General features: G+C 49.7%; 10 protein-coding genes, 1 other RNA gene and 5 pseudogenes. 5 read left to right on the forward strand and 11 right to left on the reverse strand.

Annotated features, from left to right (window positions below):
- Positions 1 to 76: 76 nt before the first annotated feature.
- Complete coding sequence (locus tag HA45_RS15405; RefSeq protein WP_128598967.1) at positions 77 to 364, reverse strand: hypothetical protein; 288 nt, start codon at positions 362 to 364, stop codon at positions 77 to 79.
- Between the two features lie 508 nt (positions 365 to 872).
- Between HA45_RS15405 and HA45_RS15415 the strand changes: the two genes are divergently transcribed.
- A complete protein-coding gene (locus HA45_RS15415; RefSeq protein ID WP_100701338.1) occupies positions 873 to 4,640 on the forward strand; it encodes a hypothetical protein in 3,768 nt (1,255 codons plus the stop codon).
- A 647-nt stretch (positions 4,641 to 5,287) separates the two neighbouring features.
- Here the strand turns inward: HA45_RS15415 and HA45_RS15425 are convergent.
- Positions 5,288 to 6,424, reverse strand: a complete 1,137-nt coding sequence (locus HA45_RS15425) for a GPW/gp25 family protein (protein ID WP_128598968.1) — start codon at positions 6,422 to 6,424, stop codon at positions 5,288 to 5,290.
- A 588-nt stretch (positions 6,425 to 7,012) separates the two neighbouring features.
- Here HA45_RS15425 and HA45_RS15430 point away from each other — a divergent pair.
- From HA45_RS15430 to HA45_RS28245, 3 genes and pseudogenes are all read left to right on the forward strand, one after another.
- The gene (locus HA45_RS15430) at positions 7,013 to 7,663 is read left to right on the forward strand and encodes a C40 family peptidase (RefSeq protein WP_100701335.1); all 651 of its coding nucleotides are present in this window, start codon (positions 7,013 to 7,015) and stop codon (positions 7,661 to 7,663) included.
- 642 nt (positions 7,664 to 8,305) lie between these two features.
- On the forward strand, positions 8,306 to 12,880 hold the full coding sequence (locus HA45_RS15435; protein ID WP_100701334.1) for an AAA family ATPase: 4,575 nt from the start codon (positions 8,306 to 8,308) through the stop codon (positions 12,878 to 12,880).
- A gap of 172 nt (positions 12,881 to 13,052) precedes the next feature.
- A pseudogene (locus HA45_RS28245) lies at positions 13,053 to 13,569 on the forward strand (dihydrodipicolinate synthase family protein); the annotation flags it as partial.
- 297 nt (positions 13,570 to 13,866) lie between these two features.
- Here HA45_RS28245 and HA45_RS15445 read toward each other — a convergent pair.
- The 5 genes and pseudogenes from HA45_RS15445 to HA45_RS15470 form a co-directional block, all read right to left on the reverse strand.
- Positions 13,867 to 16,189: pseudogene (locus HA45_RS15445) on the reverse strand (phage/plasmid primase, P4 family).
- Between the two features lie 14 nt (positions 16,190 to 16,203).
- Positions 16,204 to 16,528: pseudogene (locus tag HA45_RS15450) on the reverse strand (DUF5375 family protein).
- Positions 16,525 to 16,749: a hypothetical protein gene (locus tag HA45_RS15455; protein WP_100701331.1), complete on the reverse strand. Its 225-nt coding sequence runs from the start codon at positions 16,747 to 16,749 to the stop codon at positions 16,525 to 16,527. Before HA45_RS15455 ends, HA45_RS15450 begins: the two are co-directional and overlap by 4 nt.
- Positions 16,746 to 17,284 (reverse strand): annotated as a pseudogene (locus HA45_RS28250) (host cell division inhibitor Icd-like protein). Before HA45_RS28250 ends, HA45_RS15455 begins: the two are co-directional and overlap by 4 nt.
- 218 nt (positions 17,285 to 17,502) lie before the next feature.
- Positions 17,503 to 17,769, reverse strand: coding sequence for a helix-turn-helix transcriptional regulator (locus tag HA45_RS15470; RefSeq protein ID WP_100701328.1), 267 nt, complete (start codon positions 17,767 to 17,769; stop codon positions 17,503 to 17,505).
- A gap of 625 nt (positions 17,770 to 18,394) precedes the next feature.
- Here HA45_RS15470 and HA45_RS15475 point away from each other — a divergent pair.
- Complete coding sequence (locus HA45_RS15475) at positions 18,395 to 18,664, forward strand: ogr/Delta-like zinc finger family protein (protein WP_100701327.1); 270 nt, start codon at positions 18,395 to 18,397, stop codon at positions 18,662 to 18,664.
- A gap of 327 nt (positions 18,665 to 18,991) precedes the next feature.
- Here the strand turns inward: HA45_RS15475 and HA45_RS15480 are convergent, their stop codons facing one another.
- The 4 genes and pseudogenes from HA45_RS15480 to smpB all read right to left on the reverse strand — a co-directional run bounded on the left by HA45_RS15480 (position 18,992) and on the right by smpB (position 22,675).
- Positions 18,992 to 20,350 (reverse strand): SIR2 family protein, encoded by a 1,359-nt coding sequence (locus HA45_RS15480; protein ID WP_100701326.1) that lies wholly within the window; start codon positions 20,348 to 20,350, stop codon positions 18,992 to 18,994.
- 32 nt (positions 20,351 to 20,382) lie between these two features.
- A pseudogene (locus tag HA45_RS15485) lies at positions 20,383 to 21,593 on the reverse strand (integrase domain-containing protein).
- Between the two features lie 193 nt (positions 21,594 to 21,786).
- Positions 21,787 to 22,148, reverse strand: a transfer-messenger RNA (tmRNA) gene (ssrA, locus tag HA45_RS15490).
- 44 nt (positions 22,149 to 22,192) lie between these two features.
- Positions 22,193 to 22,675: an SsrA-binding protein SmpB gene (smpB, locus tag HA45_RS15495; protein WP_100701324.1), complete on the reverse strand. Its 483-nt coding sequence runs from the start codon at positions 22,673 to 22,675 to the stop codon at positions 22,193 to 22,195.
- Between the last annotated feature and the right edge of the window lie 42 nt (positions 22,676 to 22,717).

Consider the following 22,717-nt stretch of genomic DNA (forward strand, 5'->3'; position numbering starts at 1 on the left):
CGCTCGAAGCAGACATGAATTAGCTGCTGGCTATGAACATCATGACAGTGCCAAATGTCCCGTCTAGTGGCTCTCCTTAATGCTTTTTCTCAATCAAAAGGTATGGATGGGACCAGTCAGTGACCTCTGCATATGTAACAAAACCATCGTGCTCCAGTGCGCATCCCCCCTTATGGCTGGCAACATAATCGTAAAAAGCACGGCTTTCCAGTCCCTGTAACATGTGCGATTGCAGCTTCCGGCGCATCAAATCTGATTCCCAGCTTTTGTGCGCTACCACATCTTTGTAAAAAATGTCGAATGGATGGCCTACCACATTGATTAATGTTTCATTTTCAACTTCAGATACGGATGGTTCCAGCATATCTCACGGTTGGTAACTAGCCCGTCATGCTCAATCGAACTGCATACGCCAGGATTGGCCAGAATGGTTTCGTATACGGCCTTACTCTCAATTCTTTGGACCATATGCGATAGAAGAATTCGACAAACACTCGTGGTTATCTTGTCAGGGTTAACCATAAAATTCTGACGAACGGCATAACGAATTGCCCAACCACGACCGGGACAGTTAACATGTTCATCAAGATAATGCACCACCAAAAATGGGCTGAAAATGTAGTCAAAGAGAGAGCACAGACGTTTGTGTCCAGCGATAAACTAGCCGTGTTCATATTAGTGTGGGCATCGCCATTAAGCGCAACAACTCTTCTGCAAATCACCGCTTAACTCTACTGTTAAATCTGAGAGTAAAACCGAAATTATTCTTCCTTTAATAGGGGTGCGAAGAATGCGCTACATAGGCTAATATCCATTGATATTCTTGGCATATTTCGTTCATAAATGTCGCTGCTTTACAGAAGAGTTTTGCTATGTCATCAGATTCTGTTTACAACTTCGGTGATCCCTTACAACCCTGGCGGGTTCCTCCCGAGGATATTGCCAGGCAGGCAACGGCCTCACTGCGCGGATACATTTATCAAATTCACGCGTCAGCCGCAGCCTGGCTGTCGTTGGGTCCTCGAGATGAGCTTTATCTGGAAGTTGCCGAAGACTTCACTGAAATCCTTCGTAACTCAGGCACACTTGATGACATTCTGAGTGCGACACAGGCAAAAGATACGCGTGAATCGGGTGCTGTGACGTTGAACTCACCGGATGTACTGGCTGCTATTGAATCGCTTTTCAGGCTTCGCGTTAACAATCCAGGGCGAGTCGTCAGGCTAGTATTTCTCACTACATCCTCTGCAGGAAAGGAGCGCAAAGATGCATTGCCTTCTGGTACCGCTGGCCTGGTCGCCTGGGGAGAAGTCGCCAAGGGGGGGGGCGCCAGTGAACTTCGGGCTGCTCTGCTTAAGCGGACGTTTTCTGAGCCGTTGAAGATCTTTGTCCGTGACAGCTCTGATGAACAATTCAGAGATGAGCTTGTGCGTTCGGTGATTTTTGCCTGTGGAGCCCCAGACTGGCGCGAGCTGGAAGTAAGTAACCGCCAGGCACTGATAGATATGCGCGATGAGTTACAGTCGACTGCAGATATGGCACATCGCGCATACGATGCCGTGTTCTGTGATGTCATTGCATGTGCCCTTGGTCGTGGACCTCGCCGATTGAATCGCGATAATCTCAAGTCATGCTTGGAGCGAGCTACGTCCATCGCAGTGCCTTCTAGCATTGCGGTCAGTTTCCTAAGTCAACCCAGCAAAACGAAAAAGTCATTATCGGGTGATGACCTCAGGGTGCTGGCTGAGTCATTAATTGAGGCCGGTATGCCTCCCTCAGTGGATTTGTTATTTCCGAAAGCAAAGAGTGAAGCTCGAGAGGCACTGATGCGAGTTTTCGCTGTAGAGCCAAGACTGACTGAGATGGTGGCTGATGGCGCACCTCTCAGCACAACAATAGCAAAACTGACCGAACATACAGATAAAAAACACCTTATTGTAGGCCAGCCAGGTTCGGGGAAAACGCTCGCGCTCTGGCATGCGGCAAAGAGTCTTCTTGCGTCCAGTACGATCGTGCCTCTCTTCCTTCCTGCTGGACTAGTGGCAAGCTGGGGTGAGATGGAAGCAATGATCACCGACACTATTCCGGGAATCGATTTGCCGGGACTGTTCAATGACCCGCGAATTTGTGTTTTTGTTGATAGCTGGTCTGAATTTGCGAGCGCTTCACAGGCGAGTGAGAAAGCACGGGCACTGCGGGCTTGGCGCAACACTCGTGTGCTTGCTACCGCCAAATTTGCTGATGTGGGTGACGGCGCATTTAAGCTCTGGGGGCTGGATTTACCCATTCCAGAACACATAAAACGCGCCGTTGCAACTTCTACGCCTGGCGAAGCATTGCCTTCAGATGCGGTGCTTGACCTTTTACGGCTCCCTCTTTTGTTGGCCATACACATTCTTTCCGATGCGCGGTCGACAACAACCGGCGATCTGCTGCGTCAGTTTCACGAATACCTCATGCGAGACCTGCCCGAGAGGTTTACGGATGTACTTGCTTGCGCGGTCGCAGAGTTGTCGCTTGCAGGCACGCGCTCCTTTGGTCGCCTTACCCAGGCACTTCAGCATCGTGCTGCGAAGGCCGGTCTTGAAAATCCTGTCAGGATCCTTAAAAGTCTGGGTACACTTCAGGAACGCGCCGGTCTGACTTTACCCGTCCATGATCTTTACTGGAGCTGGCTCGCCGGTCATGGCTATTTATGTGACGATGTGGCTTGTCTTACCATAAACCCTCTTCGCACTCGAGAGAGTTTCTCGCTTGCTATTCAGTCAGGTGGGGCTGCGAGGGAGAGGGATGTTAGTGCAATGGTCACAGAAGATATTGTGCTTTCAGCTATGCTTGATGCCAGCCGAAGGGTGGAGCGTCCTGCGCCTGCGCTGGTAGATAGTTTAAGACTGGGTCTGGCTGATCATCGCCTAGCGGTGCGAAATCGAGCGGCATTGGCTGCCCTCAAGGGGGGGCGCGCAGAATTTTTTCGGCAGGCTTTTGAGGTGCTCTCATCACTCAGCCTTGCGAAGTGTTATCCGCATGAGTGGGATGATGCTATCTGTCCGGATAAACTTTACATACAACGGGCAACACTGGCTGACTGGCTGGGTTCGCCTGATACTGAGTTTGTACTCAATGTGATCGCCGAGCGAGGTGGGCCGGAGTGGAGCTCATGGCTCAAGCAGGCAGCGGCTGACGGGCGGATATCGTGGGCAAGGGCGGCAGCGGTTGCGCTTGGGTGTTGTGCCAATATACCCGCGTGGGTCAGCCCCCATCTTGACACCGTATTTGCATCAAAAGCTTGGTGGCTTCGTGCGACCGCAAAACGGCGCAGCAATAAAAGCCTTGCAGAGCATATCGCCAGAGAATACGGGCGGTTAATCGATTCTGTCATCAAAAAAAACTCCAGTGCGTGGTTTGAACTAAATCGCGTTCTTACGGGTTGTGGCGATGACAGGGTGTTTCAGATACTGCTGACAAACTTCGCTTCTCTGTCACCGGAGGCGCTGGAAGTCCTCGGCTATGCCATTGTCGAAAAAGGCTCTCCCTGGATTGGCCGCTTTCAACGAGTGGCACTCGCAGGGATTGATACCCATCATCACCAGCTTGCTGATGCTCTTTCCCCGGACATCGATGATGAAACGGCGCGACAATGGATTGCTGCGGGTCATGAGAAGGCAGGGTGGAGAGTATTAATTGCACGTCACGGAGTGGAGGTATTGCCTGAAATGCTGGCTGAGCTGCCGCCGTCTTTTGCGGGACTTCACGACATTCCATCACTGGCCTGTATGCGCTGGCTTCCTGAGGCTCCCGTCACACTCATTGACGAACTCTGGCGGCGGTTGGGCAGTCCGATGCAGCCAAAAGCAATGCAAGATATTCTGAACGCGATTACGCGAGTCTTCCCTCAGGGCATGGTTCACATCGTAAAGTTTATTGCTCATCAGCCTGATGCGCTTCCGGTATTCCACTTGCGGCAGGTATTGAGGCTTTATGAGGACTGGCATAAGAAAACGAACTTTGAACTTTATGTCAAAACAGAGGACTGTGAAGGTTATCCTTTCAGAGAATGGATCCTGCGTCACAGGATGCTGAATGCAGAAGATTTTGAAACGATTAGAGAGTTGCTGCCTTTTGCCCCTGACATTGCGCCAGACATAGCGGCGGACTTTGTGTTGCGACATTCTGAACATGAGGATCGAACGATCTCAGTCTTAAATGCCATGAATGGGCTAATGCCTTACCATGACACGCTGTTGGAGCGGATGCTTGCATCACCTGTACTTGCTGCACTTATTCCGCAGGTATTCGCTGAACGGCTTGATGAATTTCCGGTGGAAGCGTTACAACGATGCATGGATTCTGATTATATCGATCAGAATGGTTTGTTATTTCGATTATCATCCAAAACCACACCTGCCCATCAGGTCGTGCATGAGAGGTGTATTACTCGCCTGTTTAACATCCCTCTCAGGCTTGAGCAGTTTCGTTATGTTGCAAGCATGCTCAGAGGGTACTCCCGAGTGGAGGTGCTTAATCTGATTGATGCTGCTCCCTGTCAGCATCAGGACAGCTGGTTCTGGTTTGTGCGATCTGTCGAAGCAGCAAGGGGAGAGCGTCTTATTAATGAAGACGGGTCCTTACGGCGTTATTAGCCGCTCAGTTTTCACGTGACACACATGAATTTATGACGATGCTGGAGGAAGGATCGATTCCTGTAATTTAAGCGTCCACTTATTCAAATTAGGTGGACACCTGATGACTAACTTAAAATCTTTATCACGTCAGCGTTACACGCCCGAATTTAAGTTTCGGCTGGTTCGCATGGCGCTTAAAACCCTGAGGAAAACGGCAGCATTGCCACCCTCGCGCGTGAGCACAACGTCAACGGCAATCTCCTCTTTAAATGGATACGGCTCTGGAAAATTGAGGGGCGCGTGGCCAAAGCCCGCAGGCGAAAAGCAAAAATGGCGCCACTTCCCGCGCTCGTACCGATTCAGATAGTCCATCCGCGCCACGTTCCCCACCCTCGGCCAGACACCATTGCAGACTGTATTGACCTACTCCCCGTTGATTAATACAGATTGTGGCGGGTATGTCCGCGACAAATCATAGCAGTAACATGCCGGTTGAAGATTGAGCATTTGCAGTTGTACATGCATCTTTCATCCTGCCAGAGCATTTTAGCTCAACAGACACCCGTGGTTTTAAAACGATGACGAATTGCAGTCTAAGATGAACGCGGTTTTTATTAGTTACTCACCAATACCATTCGGATAATGTTAATGCCACCACACCTTGCTCATTCAATACACAGGTTTCCCCAGCCCTTAGGTTTTGGAGCCATATCACCCTGTGGTACAAATATTGAGAGTGTTTCTTTCCAGAGACCGATCCCTTCAACGTCTAATTCAAAGTAAAACTCGCGCCAGTTTTCGGAATTATGAGTTCCCGGTCTCACGTCATACACCTTATTGACACATTCAAGCGGTGTTGATGTATTTTTCAACACCCTGTCATGATAAGGAATGCATGACTGCCTTATGACCTCAAGTTTTAGCCAGCGCATTAGCCAAGGTGAGTTTTCAAATTCGTCAAAATACTCTTTCAAACGCGTACCCGCACTCGGGTAAAAGGGAGACTCTCCCCGAATAAAAGACAGTACCGTTCTGATTTTCTGAGGAAGGGCGCTAATTCCGCTCACAACGGCCAAATCACCGTTTTCCACGAAGATATCATTAAGACTGTTTGTCGCCAGGGTCGAACCCAGATGATGTGCATTTTTACGTGGATATCGGTTTTCTACAGCGAATGTCAGCTCAATTGACGTGCCATTTTTTTTCCATGAGGGTGCAGTAGCGAGTTGCCGACCATCACCGAGCGCATTAATGATAATGTAACGGTCTTCATGCTTCTGCTTTTCAAAACTTTCTATCAGAATAATAAGTTTTGATAATTCTCCGACAACGAAGTGGTCAATCCTGACAGACCAGTTGTTACCGGTGGTACCCACCAGTTCACCGAGCCCGACAATGCCGGGACCTACAGCAATGAAATCAGCATGCTGAAGAAATCCGTTTCCTGACCTGTGTTCAAGCTTAATAGCTTCCTCATGGGCTTTTTTCATGGCGTGCAGGGCACTAACAGGGAAACTGTGCTTGTCCCTGTCTATTAACACGCTGTGAAAGACACATAACCAGATACCGTTGAAGATATGCGATCTCTCTGCGGCAGTCATACTAGGGTCGTAACGTGGTCCATCAGGCGCTGCTGCACAAATGTGAGAAGCGACGCCGAGGTTAATTGATTTTTCTGGTGACTCTTCACTTGGGCCAATTGTCAAAACTCCGCAACCAGGCATTGAGCACCGGCAACCGGCCCGCTCCTGTAGGGTTCTGATAGTTCTGGCGCTGAAATCATCTCTTGTCTTATTTGCCATGACTGAGTCCCATTATTTTTTATTGCTGCCAAATGTGAAATCGCAAACAGAAGTGTTATGTCATTTCACACGTTTTTCGGGCAACACACTTGCTTTATAAAATCCACGCCATTGAAACTCAGGCACTCACAATTCTCAATTGCTTTTACGGAGAGCCCCACAGGTTATTACTGGGCATTATGGTTTATCTACGACACCAGGATGCAGGCACCATCATATGAGCACATGGTTACTGTACAGCAGCTAAAGTCACCGGGGCGAACGTCCGGAGGGCAGTTTCTGGCGACTTCATTCGTCCTGATGATTCAGGAAAATCAACCGCCCAGGTATTGAATACTTCCCTGCATTTTGGGTTATTCGTGGATTTACTCATGGAACAGATGCATTTTAAAATTGATAAACAGGCCGATGTGTATCCGGATAGAAGTCGTTTTCCACATCTACAGGTGCAGTCATATGATCAGATGGTTCAATAAACTAACGTCGATGAGACGTAGCAGGACGCGCATTCTTTCCCGGTTTGACTCAATCTTTAGACCCCTTCATTACGCAAAGGTCATAACAGATAAGCGCTATGCTGGAATTCTGATGGACCTCTCTCAGCCACGTTTTCTAACAGCCGCCGAGCTCGAACCCGCTGATGTGCTTTTCTGTGCCTTTAGTGAAAAGGGATTAGTTCACAGGATAATCTCCCATGGGTCCTCCGGGGACTATGTACACGTTGCGATTTATACCGGTGCCGGAAAAGTAACAGAGGCAGTGCAGCAAGGGGTTGTTGAAGAGACACTGGAAAACTTTGTCACCCGATACCCATATATAGCTGTTTGCAGATGCCCCGGCACCAAAATCAACGGCGTGCCTGATCTTAGCAATAAGGTAATCGGGTTTTGTAAACAACACGCTGAAATAATGACCCCATACAGCACATGGGGTGCATTCAAAGCTCCTTTGCTTGAGCTAAGAGAGCTTCGAAACCCGCGTTACTGGACTAAGCCCCCCTCATCAATTCCGGTAAAAAAACGTGCAGGACGCACTTTTTTTTGTTCAGAATTCGTCATCGAGGCATTTATCTATGGAGGCTACATTGATCAGGGACACATGAATTCTTCACGGTATTCGCCAAGCGCCTTGGCTGAAGAATGCGTATTTAATCTGGTAGGCTATTTAGGCAGTTCAGACTTGGCTACACATATATTTACTCATGATTACTATTTGACTGGGGGCATTTCACGGGAGTGAGACCTGCAGGTTCATTCGCAAAACCTCTGCGGTAAAGAACTACAGCAACAATAAGAGAACAGCTGAGACACAGAGCATGTCCGTTAGAGACAGCGATCTTCGCCGTTAAAAGTAGGCTTTAATAACGGATGGTTGTAGCTCAGGATTACGGTAACAACATGAATGCGCCGATTTTCAGGCACGATTCATGTGCTGACGGTACGTCTGCGGAAGATGATCTCCTCTGTGAACCTATTCTTCAGTTAATGCCTAACCCACACATCGGGCTATCGTTGAGTAAAAGTGACCGCTGCCTGTAGGGTTGCAATGCACCGGTTAAACTCACAGCTCGCAGCTGACATTGAACATCGCCTAAGGCAGCTAAGTGCCAAAAGCGGAAGCCGCTAACAACAGCCTGTGTTGAACAACGGGGAGCAGGTCAGGTATGTATTTAAATGGGTTTTAACCCATATGATTTGGAGTGAGCAGAACATAAATGCTTTGTTTGAAAATCGCCAAAAATATGACAAACCATTAATGGTTGTTAATGTAAGCATAATTCGCGTTCAGGCATGGTTACATCAGGGGCCTGACCCATTCAAAATGCAGGTCGATGTGGCATATTGATAAAAGTTAACCATGCCCTCTGACAGGGACTAATTTATGAGTGTTGCTGGGATACGTTCAAATCTTGGTGATGGATACCAGACTTTAGTGGCCTTTGAGTGGGCATTAATGGTGTTATCCAATCCAGATTTCCTATGGATTGAGGTCGACTCGATAAACTACTCGGTTGATGATGTCGTCGTTGGCAAAACGGATGACCACCTCATCGCCTGTCAGTGCAAAAAAAATCACCCCGATTTCAAAGCTTGGACACTAACTGATCTTGGTGCCGAACTGGATAAAGCCTTCCTGCTGCTGTCCAGCAATCCACAAGCGAATGTCCGTTTTTATTCGCGCAGCAATTTTGGTGAGCTCGCCAAACTCAAAGAGCACCGCACCTCTCAGTCAGATGCTAAACGTTATGAACAGAGTTTGGGCATTGCACAGCACCGCGTTAATGAAACCTTATCAAACCAGCTGGTAAAAATTGCGCCTGAACTTTCAACATTTGAATTTCTGTCCAGAACCAATTTCATTACCACTAGCGATCTTGACCAAATGGAGCAGCAGTTGCGGGAGCGTTTACAGTTCATCGTGAGCAATCCGGATGCTGCGTTTAATGCACTCTGGGTGAGCCTGGATAAACTTGGAGCGCGCATGGAGGATTTCGGCCCGTCTACCTCTGCGCAACACCGCTTAACCAAAAATGACCTGCGGACGATTGTCCAACAGGCCGGTTCATTCCTGGTTCCGCCAATGGAACTCGCAGCAATACGTCGCTCGTTTTCAGGTACGTCTTCGATTGGTCGGGCATGGCGCAGACATATTGCCGGACAGCGAATTGTTAACCCAGTCATTGATAAACTGCTTATCGCTGTAGATGCGAGAAAAAGGGCCATTCTGCTGACAGGCCTTCCTGGCTCAGGTAAAACCTGTGTGATGCTTGAATTGCAAGAGATCTTAGAAGAGAGAGCAATAACGGATTCTGGCATTCAACCTCTTTTTATTCAGTCACGCGAATTCGCCGATGTGACCACCCCGGAAGAGCGCCAGGCTCAGGGATTATCGCTGCAATGGGTTGAGGAAGCGGCGAGACTTGCAGAAAACACTCACGTCGTAATTATTATTGATTCTTTAGATGTGTTGTCTATCGCCCGGGAACATCGTGTACTGCAGTATTTTCTTGCGCAGGTTGACCGGCTGCTTTTAATTCCTAATCTCACTGTTGTTACTGCATGTCGCGACTTTGACAGACATTACGACAGGCGCATTGCTGAGCGGCATTGGGATTGTGAATTTCAATGTCCGCGATTGGAATGGGACACGGAGGTCGCTCCCTTGCTCGCTAAGCTTTCTGTAACATCGAAAGATATAGATGGTGTCACCCGCGAACTGATAAGCAATCCCCGGGAGTTAGCCTTATTTGTCGAGTTAGCCATGCGGGGAGGCAGTTTCAATGCTGTAACCAGTCAGGCACTGGCGCAACGTTATCTTGATGCAGTTGTGCTTGCCGATAGTGAGTTAGGAGACGGTGCTGTCCGCGCGGTTGAGGCCATTGCTTCGGAAATGCTGCAAAGCAGAAGCCTTGTAATACCTCATCAGCGTTTTAATGCTGCTCATAATATTCGGCGGAAACTGTGTAGCCTCAACGTCTTGCAGGAAACTCAGGATGGCAAGCTGACGTTTGGTCACCAGACCCTGCTGGATGTGCTTGTTATCAGCCATGCGATACGTAATGGCGTCACATTGAATGCATTTATCAACGATTTACCGCCCGTTCCATTTGTACGCCCGAGCATTCGAAGTTTTATTTCTCAGTTGGCTCAGGGAGATCGACGTGAATTCAGGAAGCAACTTAGAACCGTATTGGTGGGGAAGGCAGCATTTCATATCAGACGTCTGGTGGCAGAATCATTTGCTGAGTATGACCCACAGGATGAAGACTGGTCATTTATACGCGATTTACGCGAAAACTACCGCGATGTATTTCAGGCAATATATGCCAGAGGTGGTTCGATCGAATGGCATCGGTTTTGGATAAAATTCCTGGTGCCCTTCATTAAAATTAACCATGACACAGACGGGTTAGAGATCCATGTTCATCGGATCGCTCATTGGTGCAATGAAGACACTCCCGGTGTGGTGTCGTTCTGGCTGGATGTGCTGGAGCTGGATTGGTTTGATGGCAATAAAATTGCGGACCACCTATCTCTGCATCTGTCCCGCATTCAGTTAGAAAATATGGGCATCGTCACCCCATTACTCAAAAGGTTGTTCACATTACCGCAGTCGGAGCACTTTGCTCTGGGCAGAGTGATTGCGGGGTGTGTGGAGGCAGGTGTCGCAGAAGACGCTTTGCTCTGGCGTTTTGTAACAGATGACGTCAGCGATGAAGATGTACAAGATTATCGGTTCAATAATAAGTTGCGTTGCCAGTCTCACGAGTTTGGACATCGAAACGACAATTTTTTTCGTCAACGCATGGTGCATTCCTGCGAGCTGCTTGATTTAGCCATAGGATCAGTTGAGAACTGGAGCCGGATTAGGGCAACAAACCGTGATAATCCTCGCTCAGGTTATCGACACGGGTTTCTGGGCGAAACTTCCTATGACGCTACGCATAGCAAACGGGATTTAGGCCATATTGACGCGTCATTCATTCTCTTTGATGCTATTGAAGCGGCTATATCCCATCATGCTACTGTCCATTCAGGTTGGTGGCAGAAAAACCGTGAACGACTGTGTTTTAACTCTGAGGGTTCATTGCTCTATTTCGGCATACTTGCCTGCACGGCTTCTTCTAAGACCAATATTGATTTGATAGGCCGCATTCTATGTGACCGTGACATGCTGAAGTTTGAAATCCCTTATGAGATAGGGGAATTAATACGTTCTGCGTTCCATCTGCTCGCTGCAGAAGTGCAGGATGCCGTGATGACGAGCATTATGACCCTCCGGAGCAGAGGTGCTTTAGGTGAGTCTGATCCTTGGGAATTAAAGGGACTCGCAGAATTTATCGTGCCTGTACCGTGTCATCTTCGTAACGACGAATTGCAGACGTTACTCGATAACTATGAAAGAACCCATGGGACATTGATCCGCCAGCCTTATATTTATTCAAGAGGTGGCTGGATTGCACCACCATTTTCGTATGAGGTTTTCCTGAGTCTCAGTAACAAAGGAGTACTGCACGTCCTGCATCATTATGATGGCCATACGCAACGGGATTGGGATGATTTTCATATTGGAGGAGAGAGCGCAGTCGGCAACCAATTGCAATCAGCGTCCTCCCGGCAGCCTTCACGATTTGTAAGCCTTCTGTCTGATTTCTGGCAAGACATACCGCCGACATTTCGTGAAAACATCATGAACGGTGTCACAACGTACCTGGCCCAACGCTATGGCAATTTGAGAACTAACGAGACATGGACGCCACTGGAAGAACCTGATGCAACTGTTCTTGCAACTCAGGTCATAGAAGAACTGGAGAGACACCCCGCGCAGTGGCGCAACACTCGTACCTCAGCTAAAGCTCTTGAAGCCTGTGCCCATGTAATACAGGACTTAAACACTGCAGAACGGCTGATTTTTCTGGCTGTGAGTTTCTCTGGATTTGACCGGTATGATCCCTTCGAAAATGACCTCCGGGATTTGATCAATTCAGGTATTAATATGGTTAAGGGGAATGTGGCTGAAGCGCTAATGATCCTGACTGATAATTTTCTTGAGGAAGACCAAAAGCTTCCCGATTTACTGGTTCCTGCATTGCATCGTTTTGCTCTCACGGAGCATCCCTCTATTCGTGCGTTGATGTTACGACGTTTGCCCTTTGTTCAGAGCAAATCCTTTCATTTAGGGTGGGATTTATTCCATAACGCCATGAAAGACAGCCACAGGCTGTGGAATATTGCCGAAAGATGCCTTTATTATGCCTACCATAGCCATTTTGACGTCGTAAAACCTTTACTCCTTCGGCTTTATCGAGAGGGAAATGATGAAGATCATGTAACCTGGGGACGCATTTCGGCACTGTGTGTAATGACTGGATATATCAGCTTCGATGTATTCATTACCGATCTGAATGAACTGAATTCCAGAGAAGCCTGGCAAGGTGCAGCTAACGTCTGGGCGAATATGGATAATTTTCATCAGCATCGGCAAAAATGCCTGAGAGGACTTGACGCGGGTTTGAATCAGGTCGGGATTCATGCCATAGAAGTTGCACGCCAGTTGGGAAAATTATTCAATAGTAAGAAAGGTGTAGTTTTCATACCGATTGAATTAGTTGTTCGCTGCTTTGCAGTTTTTGAGAACGAAACCCCTGATGATAGAAACCGCCATCACCTCTTTAGTTTTAATGAGTGGTTAAATGCGATTTCACAACACGATGCGGTGTATGCCCTGTCTGTTGCGGAGATTTATTTAACCTACTCCTCCAGCAAGGGGCAATACATGTTTGATCATAATGGCAATCTCACTCAATTGATGACGCGTTTATTCGCAGAAGCAGAAGAGAGTGAGGAGTCTGATTGTGGCTCAATGCTGCAACGAGTTGTCACATTGCAAGACGTGCTACTTTCCATGGGTGTCGAAGGCGTCAGTGACTGGTTAAAAGCGGCGGAGCGCCCTTAAAGAATTAGGCATTGATCATGAAATTTCCGCAGGACTTTCATTCCTATACCGCCAAGCCCGAAATGCCGCTTTTGGCTTGGTGGAGCTTACCGGCCTGCCGGTTAGCGCAGTCGGGCTGACGACTTGGTGTGCCGGGGAGCTTAAGGTGGTTTCTGAGAGATGCATTTAATGTCCGATGTGTGTTTATGACAACCCAGGCACTACACATTTCACCTTTACAGATGAAATTGTAAAGGCAATTGTCATCACTGAAAGGAATTCGCTCGGTTAAGATTCCTGGAGTACCTGATAACCATGTTGCTGCTCCTAAACGAGTTAATACACTACGACAACATCTTCGCCCAGGCGTTACAATTGGCATTAGCGGTGACGCTTGTGCCGGGCTGGGCTTAAATGCCGGTTGCGAAGTTTGGTATTCGGTATGCGGAGGCTTGTTCCCGGAAACAGCGTAATACATTACACAGGCTGCAGCAGCTAGCGATAATGAACGTGTTACTGCCTTAACGACTGAGCTTAATCCTTTATGGGCGTTGTTCCGTCAACATGGTGGAAGTATCCGCGTTATTGCAGCTGCCACAGGCTTGCTTGGACTCACCGATGCGGACTGTCTGCCTCGTACTCTGTTGCCACTATCGGCAGGCGATATTGCAGCTGTTGCACGAGTGATTGCTGAGCTAGATCTTAAATAACACACCGCAGGCGGCAATCTGCTGACCTTCGACCTTTTGCTCTTCCCCTGAGGCAAGTATGTGTCCGCACCAGAAGCGAACTTTTGTTATTAACCTGCTCCCCCGTTGATTCACACAGAACGCTGTTAGCAATTTCCGCAGATCGCTCATAGCTGCCTAAAGTCTCATTTGTAGGATTCGGTTACGAAAGCACTCTTATAAAAAGTGGTGAACAGATTTTACAGGCGGCCAAATAGATTTTGCGGCCACTTTTTGTGCAGAAAAACCGGCTTTCGCCGGTTCTAAATATTATGAATTTCAGGTGGCATCACACTTGGGTAGCCAGTCGCTGCTGCTTTCCTCAGTCAGATCGAGATTGGTCTGCATCCCCAGCTTCGTGCGCCGCTTCAGATAATGATGCCCGTACTCGCGCATAATGCTCTCCAGCGACAGACTGAACATCTTCATGCTGAGTGGATTCCTGTAACCGTTCGCCTCCATGTAAGCCAGATAGGCATGGTAGAGATAGCGCCTCGGCTGTAATGGCCTGATGCTGGCGTTCCCCATGTAAAGCGAAGTAGGTTCCGGCGTGGTGAACAGGTAGCCGCAGAAGTCCACCATCGGATCCGCGTCGCGCTTGATGCGCATCGCCTCATCAGAGTTCTGCTGCGACTGAAGCAACGCCCTTGCGTCCTGCGGCTGGCTGAACTGCTGCATCAGCTGGCGCACGATAACGGCCAGCTCGCCGCTGATTTTTTCCTTCAGCTGCGGGTCGCGCTCGTTTGCCGGGATAATTTCCGGAAAGTGCAGGATGACCCGGCGGCGCGACACCCCGCCGCTGCGGTCGGTGAAGCGCATCGGATTATTGTTTACCGCCAGAATCACCGCCGGAATGTGCGTTGAGTAGCATCGCGGTATTTCGGGTCCACGGATACCGCATCGCCGCCAGTAATCGCCTTGATGCCCGCGCCGTCGCCGCTCCACTTCTCCTGGTCGGGCAAAATTATCAGCGAAAAGCCAATTACCGCCGCGCGCTCGCGCGCTGACTCCAGCGTCTCGATGGTCGCGGAGGTGGTGTTGTCCGTTCCGGCCAGCATCGTGGCGATTTCGGCCATGATGCTTTTGCCGCTGCCGCCAGGACCCGTGACCTCCAGAAACAGCTGCCAGTCGTAGCGGTTCGCCAGCACCATAAACAGCGCCGCGAGAATAATATCGCGCTTTGCCGCGTCGCGTCCGGCGGCGCGGTCCAGCCACTGCCAGAAGTGCGGCGCGTGGGGTGCCAGCGTCTCGCCCTTAACCGGCGGGGTAAAGTCCACCTCGCTGACCGTGCGCAGCCAGAAGCGTTTGCTGTGCGGGCTGAAGCTGCCGGTGCGCGTGTCCAGCACGCCGTTGCGAAAGCCTATCAGGCGGCGCGCCGGGTCGGACTGCTGCGGCAGCATCAGCTTCAGCGTATCCACCACGCCTGAAATCTTGCCCGCCGAAAACGGCGCGCGCAGCCGCTGGAACAGTTTCGCGACGTCGCGCTCAAACTGCTTCCCCGAAATGACCTTCCACGCGCCTGCCCTGTAGCGTGACAGTATTTCGCCGCTGGTATCCACCGCCAGCGCGTTGCGGTAATGCTCAGCAACGCGCTCCGCCTTTTCGCTGGCGCTCATCGCCGAAAACTCCGCCTCACTCATCACGTCAAACGGGCTGGCGGCGGCGGGTGCGGCGGCCTCAGCAAGCGCCTGCTTCGTCGATACGTCGCCGAGCTGCACAAAGGCGTCGTTCCAGTCGCCGAACACGGGCGGCAGCGCGACGACGGCGTTACTGACATCAGCGGCCTTCTTCGCCTTATCCTGACCGTTGCCGTTAAGGTCGCGGTCGGCGGCAATCATCAGCGGCAGCGTGGCGTGCTTTTCACGGGCAAGGCCAGCCAGAGAAAGGAGGTTGCCCGATGAGAGCGCAACCCACACCTCATCACCGGTCAGGTTATGCACCGTCAGGCCGGTCGCGTAGCCCTCGGCAAGCCAGAGGCGCTTTGCCGGCTTAGCGCTGCTGAGAACGTGGCAGGCGCCTTTCACCTGGCCGCCTTTGAGCGTGCGCTTCTCTCCGCTGGCATTGATAAGCTGCACGTTAACCAGCTGGCCGCTCATGTCGTGCAGGGGTACAACCACATCGCCGGTGCGGTAGGACGTTAACGCCACCTTATGCGCCTTCGAAAGCGTAAGGCACGCCTGTTCAGGCAGGCCTTTGCGGGACAGGTAGGCGTTGCCCGCCGCGTCCTTTGCCGTACTGACCAGCTGCTTTGCCAGTGCAGCCGCTGCGGCGCGGGATGCCTCGTCCGTTTCGGGACCGGCTGCGGTACTGTTGCCGGCCGCTACCGGCGGCAGGTTGCCGGTCAGGTCGTTTACGCGCGCGGCGGCCTCTCTGAAAGTAATGCTGAGCGCCTTTTTCACCAGGTCCATGCCGTCACCGGCTCCGCACTGATTACAAATCCACGTGCCGCGCCCGTCCTTATCGTCGAAGCGAAAGCGGTCCGTTCCCTGACAGACCGGGCACGGCATGTGGCGGTTTTAATTACCTTCACGCCCAGCGCGGGCAGAATGCGGGGCCAGTGGCCCCGCGCCGCGGTGGCCGCCTCTGTTACGGTCATTTTCATCGTTCTGTTCTCCCTCAGTGCAGCACCGGCGCGTCTGTCATGCGCCCGCAGAGTTCATCCATCATCACCTGGCCGAGAAAGCTCAGGCGCGGGGGCCGACTTCAGCGGCCCAACAGCCAGCAGGTCATCCAGCAGCGCGCAGGCAATTTCCTGACCGCGCAGGCGTCCGTGCTGGCGCAGGTAAAAGCCCTCCAGCTCGGCTTCGATAACGAGCTCCAGGCGCGCCAGCGTCAGGCCAGGGTAGCGCTGCTGTTCACGGCAGATTGCCAGCCAGGCGCAGGCGACGGCGCGGCGTGAAAGCGCGGCGCGCAGTTCAGGCGAAAGGGTGCGGTCTTTCATGATTCAGCCTCCGCGTTCATCCAGTTGTTCTGGCAGCGCGTCACCACGTCATCCAGCTGCTCGGTGATGAGAAAGACCAGCGAAGCCAGCTGCGCGCGCTGAGCGGGCTGCGGCAGTTCGTGACACTCCTGAAAGGCGGTCATGTCGCTGACGAAGCGCCCGACATTACGCAGGTGCTCAAGGCGTACCAGGTCGGCGTGAGAAATCGTGGCGTGAGTCATGCGCGCATCTCCCGGACCGGCAGGCGGGCGGCAAAGGACAGGACGTAGTCACGGGAAAGCGATAGTCGGGCGGCGCGCTCGTCGGCGGCAACGGTGCGGAGCATATGAATATGCTGCTGGCGCTCGCAGCGACGGACGGCGGCAAAGACGAATACAAACTGAGGGTAAGGGGAATTAAGGACCGTAGCCATAAGGGCAAACTCCATAGTTAGCTTTTTACAGCTACCACCAGAGTTTCCACGCTCAAGGGTGGTAGCCCAGACGGGGGTGGAAATACCGGTAACTATGGGAACCGGCCAGCCCGAAGGCTGCCCCGCCTGAGCCACCATTACGCAGACGGCGCAACGGATACAGAACCGTTGCCCGAAAAATGGGTGCATCAGGCACAGACACAAAAAAAGACGCATGGCGCGTCTGGTGTCGCCATAGTTTTACACGGGTTTCCACGCCCGGCTGCCGATTTTGCGACAGCGGATTTACTGTACCAGGGAATGGCCCCGGTGCGCAAGCCGGAGGCGGCAGTTAAAAATGACATCAGGCAACCTCAGCAGCTGGCGGGAGAAATGTCACCACGGGAAACAGTCCGGATACCGGAGGACGGGATGCCTGTGCTTAGCAGGCTGAAGGATTGCTTTGTTGCACCGAAACACTGCGGCTGTAGCGGCCTATCCATCCCGGCGCCAGCCATATGCACCAGCGGCATTGCGTGCGCGGCAGAGGGTTGGCGTGATTTACCGGCACGGTTCAAAAACCTCATGCGTTACGCTCCTGACCGCGTGCTGCAATGCGATCGCTCATCCAGATGCTGATTTCGCTGGCGAGCCAGGCCACGTTCTTGCCGCCAAGCGACACCTGCGCAGGAAAGGTGCCGCGGCTGATAAGGTCATAAATGGTGGAGCGTGACAGGCCGCAGACGTGCATGACTTCCGGCAGTCGCAGGAAGCGGTCGTTCAGCGCCGGGTTTGACGGTAAAGCCGGGGCCGCAGGAGCGGAGGAGTTTGCGGATAATACGGTGTGCATGAGCTACCTCTTATTGAGTCCGTGGTGATACGGACAGATACGTCCGGAGTCGGGTAGCTCTTTATTTTCAGCATATTTACTGCCAAAGCAACAAGGCGAAGGGGTGCTGCGGCTGGCACAAGCGCGCAAAAATTAGCCGCCTGTTTTTTTGCACAGGTCAATATAGGGCAATATAGACCAATAGTGCTGAGATGAATTATGCAAATCGTTTTCAATGATTAATTATGGTTAAACCAATCGAAATAAACACTCGATAAAGTTTATATGCATAAAAAGCCAGGTGAAGCATGGTGAACACCGGGTGAAGGGATAAATATTAATTGTTCACCCTTTAATATACTGTATTTACTCTCTTTTTTATTAAGGTGAAGAATGGTGAAGGATATATATAAATTTAAAAGCTGAGTCAGAAGTCAGCCCCAATCCGGCCAGCCAGATGAAGGTCATTTTGTCTGGGCCACCACACAACGTCATCCAATAGCTCGCCTGTGCCAGCAACGGCACAATGCATTCACCGGAGCCGCCATTGGCTCTCCCCTTACAAAGAAAGCTAACGATAACGGCTTTATAAACCGTTCACTCCAGCCTGGACGGGGACTGGCGCTAAACAGAAGGATAAAACGTGATGGCAATGAAATGCCCTGAATGCAGCATGACCGCACACACGCGTACCAGCGAATATCAGACAGGTACGTTAAAAAAGACGTGGTATCAGTGTCGTAATATCGACTGCTCCTGCACGTTCACAACGCTGGAGAGCCTGGACACCATTATCATGAAACCGCAGAAGGCAGCTGAAGACGTCCCTGGGAAAGAATCACCGCCTCAACGGCAGACGCTTAACCGTTATGGATCAGCCAGCAGACTTTCGAACCGCCAGAACGCCCCCGGCTGAGTTTTATCAGCCACACTTAACCGGTCATCGTGCCGGTTTTTTACATCCCTTTTCTCTGGCCAGCCTGAAGCGCTTGAGTGCATGCCTATGCTGCATGAAAACGCATGAATAAATGCAGCTGAGTTTATGCAATTCAGGCCAGCAGTGGCGCGGCCTGAAGGGACTCATGCAGCCGCATGAAAACTGCTACATAAAGCGGGCAGGCGTGGCGGGGGGACGAGCGCGCGCAACTGGGTAATGGTACTTTGCGAAAATGAATACTAGGAACATAATCAATAATAAAAAATATGGCCGCCAGTTTGGCAGCCATATGATGGCAAGTGGCTATTATGGTGTTTTTATACCCAATTCGAATTCATCTCCATCTCTCACTTTTTCAAGCAACTCTCTGAGATAATTTGAATATCTGTGAGATTGTATTTCCTCGCCATTCATTATTGCGTAATGATATTTGTTATCAAAGGTTTTAATGTCTATTCCAGTTATTTTTTTTACTGTTTCAAGAAGCTTATTAGCGTCGTGCCATCCCTTGTAGCCGAGAGCTTGGCCGAGAGTTGTGAGCGTGAAAGGATAGCTCGCATTAAATGCCATTCCATCTGAAGATGTCGCAATTCCGTAAAGTTTAGCAAGCTCACCTTCAGACTCACTGATGTTAGAAAGTACACGGTAATCAACTTGAACAGGATTTCTAGGGATGTCAGTTCTAACGAGGTCATAAGTGCGTGCTAACAATGCACGTAAGAGTTTTGGATTTATATTATCAAGGGCTCTGTTAGCACCAAAAGCCGAAAATACCCAAGAGAAATCATTAGCAACAATGCTTTTTATTCTTATGCTTTTGTTAGCAGAAACTTGGATTAGTCTTTCTCTGCGTGGATATTCATTTTCGCTTTGTTTTTCAACCCACTCTAATATATAAATGTTTGGTATCACATCGCCATTTTCAGATAGTAACTCATCAATATCAGAGAGTATGTTTTTAATGTTTACATCTTCAGCGCTGTAACCGATAAATAGAAGAGGGTGCTCGGCAAAGAATGTAAGAAGCTTTGCGCTAAGATACTTTTTCTTTTTTATGAAGTCATCATAGTCGTTGCGGTTGATAATTATACTTTCTGGATCGGAACAGCAACCATGAATTTTGAGTATTTCACCCACGCTACCGTGGTTAGCATAAAGGATTTTTTGGCCAATAATAGGTGTGAAATCGGTGTATATGGATTCTAGTAGCTTATCGTAGTTTGTTGTGATAATTGAGTGTGGATGTATTTGTCTCAAGAGTTCAATCTCGTCACTATCGGAAATAGGCCTTTCTTTAAGTAACGAGTCAAAGAGGGCTGAGACCTTATGTTTGAAATAAATGCTAGGATCGTTCCCTGCTTCAAATAATTCAGGAGGAAACTCTTTCTCTCCAGCTCCCCAAGCCCATTCATTATACGAATCAGAAAAAACGCTTCCAATATCAATTAACTCAGGATATTTTTGTTTGTAGTAAGCGAATCTTTTATCTATATTCGGGCACTCAGCAGATAGCTGTTGGAGTAACTCTTCCCAATTTGGCCCTGAAAGATAACGTTTTGTTAATCCTGAACCTACAAAAAGTATAGGTTGGCATCCCATTCCTTCAAGGCATGTCTTTATGTCATCACTGACATCTTCAACATATTGAGGGTAATTATTTGGCATTCAAGACTCCTTCTCACTCTTATGCGAAATTATTAGGCTATGCGAATAGCTTTGTCAGTGTTAACCGTAAACTCCCCCCACCACTTCATCAATCCTATGCGTTGATCAAGATAAGTTGAACGATTATATGCTCTTCGAACTTCATTTTTATCACTATGTGCAAGAGCTGCTTCAATAACATCAGGATTGAAACCAGCTTCATTTAAGGCTGTACTGGCAATCGAACGCAGCCCATGTGCAACAAGTTTTCCGCCATATCCTATTCGTTTTAAAGCAGCATTAGCGGTCTGGCTATTCATGGATTGTTTTGGATCATTTCTACTTGGGAATACGTGTTCGCGATGCGCACTTATAGAATTCATCACTTCAAGAATCTCCAAAGCTTGAGACGATAAAGGAATAATGTGCTCTCTCTTTGCCTTCATCCGTTCTGCTGGGATCGTCCAAAGCTTTTTATCTGTGTCTATCTCTGACCACTTTGTTCCGGAAGCCTCTGAAGGCCGGACAAGAGTCAAGAGTTGCCATTCTATCAAGCACCGAGTTGTTAATGACAAGTTCGACATAATCAAAGATCTCATTAAACTTGGCAGTTCTTCAGGTCTTAACGTCGGCATGTTTTGTTTTTTTGGTTTTTCAAAAGCCATTCCAACGCCTGATGCTGGATTTGCGTCAATCAAACCGGTGTTGACTGCGTAAATCATTATTTCGTTTATACGCTGTACTAAGCGGCGAACGGTCTCAAGTGCTCCTCGTGCTTTGATCGGTTCAAGTGCCTCAACTAACGTTCTAGCTTTGATTTGTTGAATAGGGATTTCACCAACCGCTGGAAACACGTCCTTTTCCAACGAGCGCCAAATATCTTTTGCATAGTCAGGTGTGACGCTTTTGCTTTTAAGCTGAAACCAGTTAGCAGTCACTGTTGAGAAAATGCTATCCAGCGCGATTTTTGCTGTTCCTCTGTAACCTCCGCTTGAACCTGCGGATCGATTCCATTGGCTAATAGTGCAAGATAATCTGCTCTCAAGTTGCGAGCATTAGCAAGTGAAAGGGCGGGGAAGGCTCCAAGACCAATCATCGTCCTTTGCTTAGTGGCAGGACGTTGATAGCGAAAGCGCCAAAGTTTTTTGCCACTGGTTTTTATGACTAAAAAAAGCCCTTCGCCATCATGCAGGGTAATGTCTTTATCAACTGCTTTAGCGCGCAGCACTTCTGTATTGGTTAAAGGGCGTGTGGTCCTTGCCATGTCTACATTTCCTGCATGAATTGGTATACGGAATTGGCATACATTCTAGCGTATACCAATTCGTATACCAATTATCGCCGGATTCAGGCGGATCGTCTCGTAAGGTTACAGACACAAAAAAGCCCGCAGGGCTTATGCCGAGCGGGCTTTCAGGACTTCTACGGATGACTCTGGAATCATCTTCGAAGGATTTTGGTGGAGCTGGCGGGAGTTGAACCCGCGTCCGAAATTATTACACCGTCGGTACTACATGTTTAGTCAGTCTTTACATTCGCCGGCCAGCTGCGGACAGACACGCCACTGACAAACTAGCCTGATTAGATTTAGTGCTTCAACCCCAGGCAAGGCATCCACACGATCTCTTTTGGGTTTGACTTCTCTTGATCCCCGTCTTAAGAGCGGAAGCTAGGGAGAGAAGGCTCTTGGCAGGTTATTAAGCTGCTAAAGCGTAGTTTTCGTCGTTTGCGACTATTTTTTTGCGGCTTTTTACGAGGCAAACCGCCCCTCGACATGCACCTAAGGCTTCACAATCCCGTCGAGTCCAGAATCAGCCCCAAGAACTTCTAATACTACAGAATAATGACGGATGAATCCAGTGCTTAACGCTTTGAATTCTTCATAATACGTGCTTTATCCATTTGCCATTCGCGATCTTTCACATCGTTACGCTTGTCGTGTTCTTTCTTACCGCGCGCCACGCCGATTTTCAGCTTGGCCCAGGCGTTTTTCCAGTACATCGACAGTGCAACCACCGTGAAACCTTCACGGTTAACACGGCCGTAAAGCGAATCGAGTTCACGCTGTTTTAGCAACAACTTACGGCTGCGAGTAGGATCGCACACCACGTGCGAAGAGGCGACGGCCAGCGGTTGGAAGGTTGAGCCGAACAGATAGGCTTCACCGTCACGCAGCATGATATAGCTGTCGCTGATGTTGGCTTTACCTGCGCGGAGTGATTTAACTTCCCATCCCTGTAGCGACATTCCCGCTTCGAATTCTTCCTCAATGAAGTATTCGTGGCGAGCGCGTTTATTGAGGGCAATGGTGGCTGAACCGGGTTTGTGAGCTTTTTTCTTTGTCATAGTGCGGCGTAGTCTACATCACTCAGTCTGTGGGCGCATCCC

The sequence above is a fragment of the Pantoea rodasii genome, assembly GCF_002095465.1.
In the GTDB taxonomy this organism is placed as follows: Bacteria; Pseudomonadota; Gammaproteobacteria; order Enterobacterales; family Enterobacteriaceae; genus Pantoea; species Pantoea rodasii.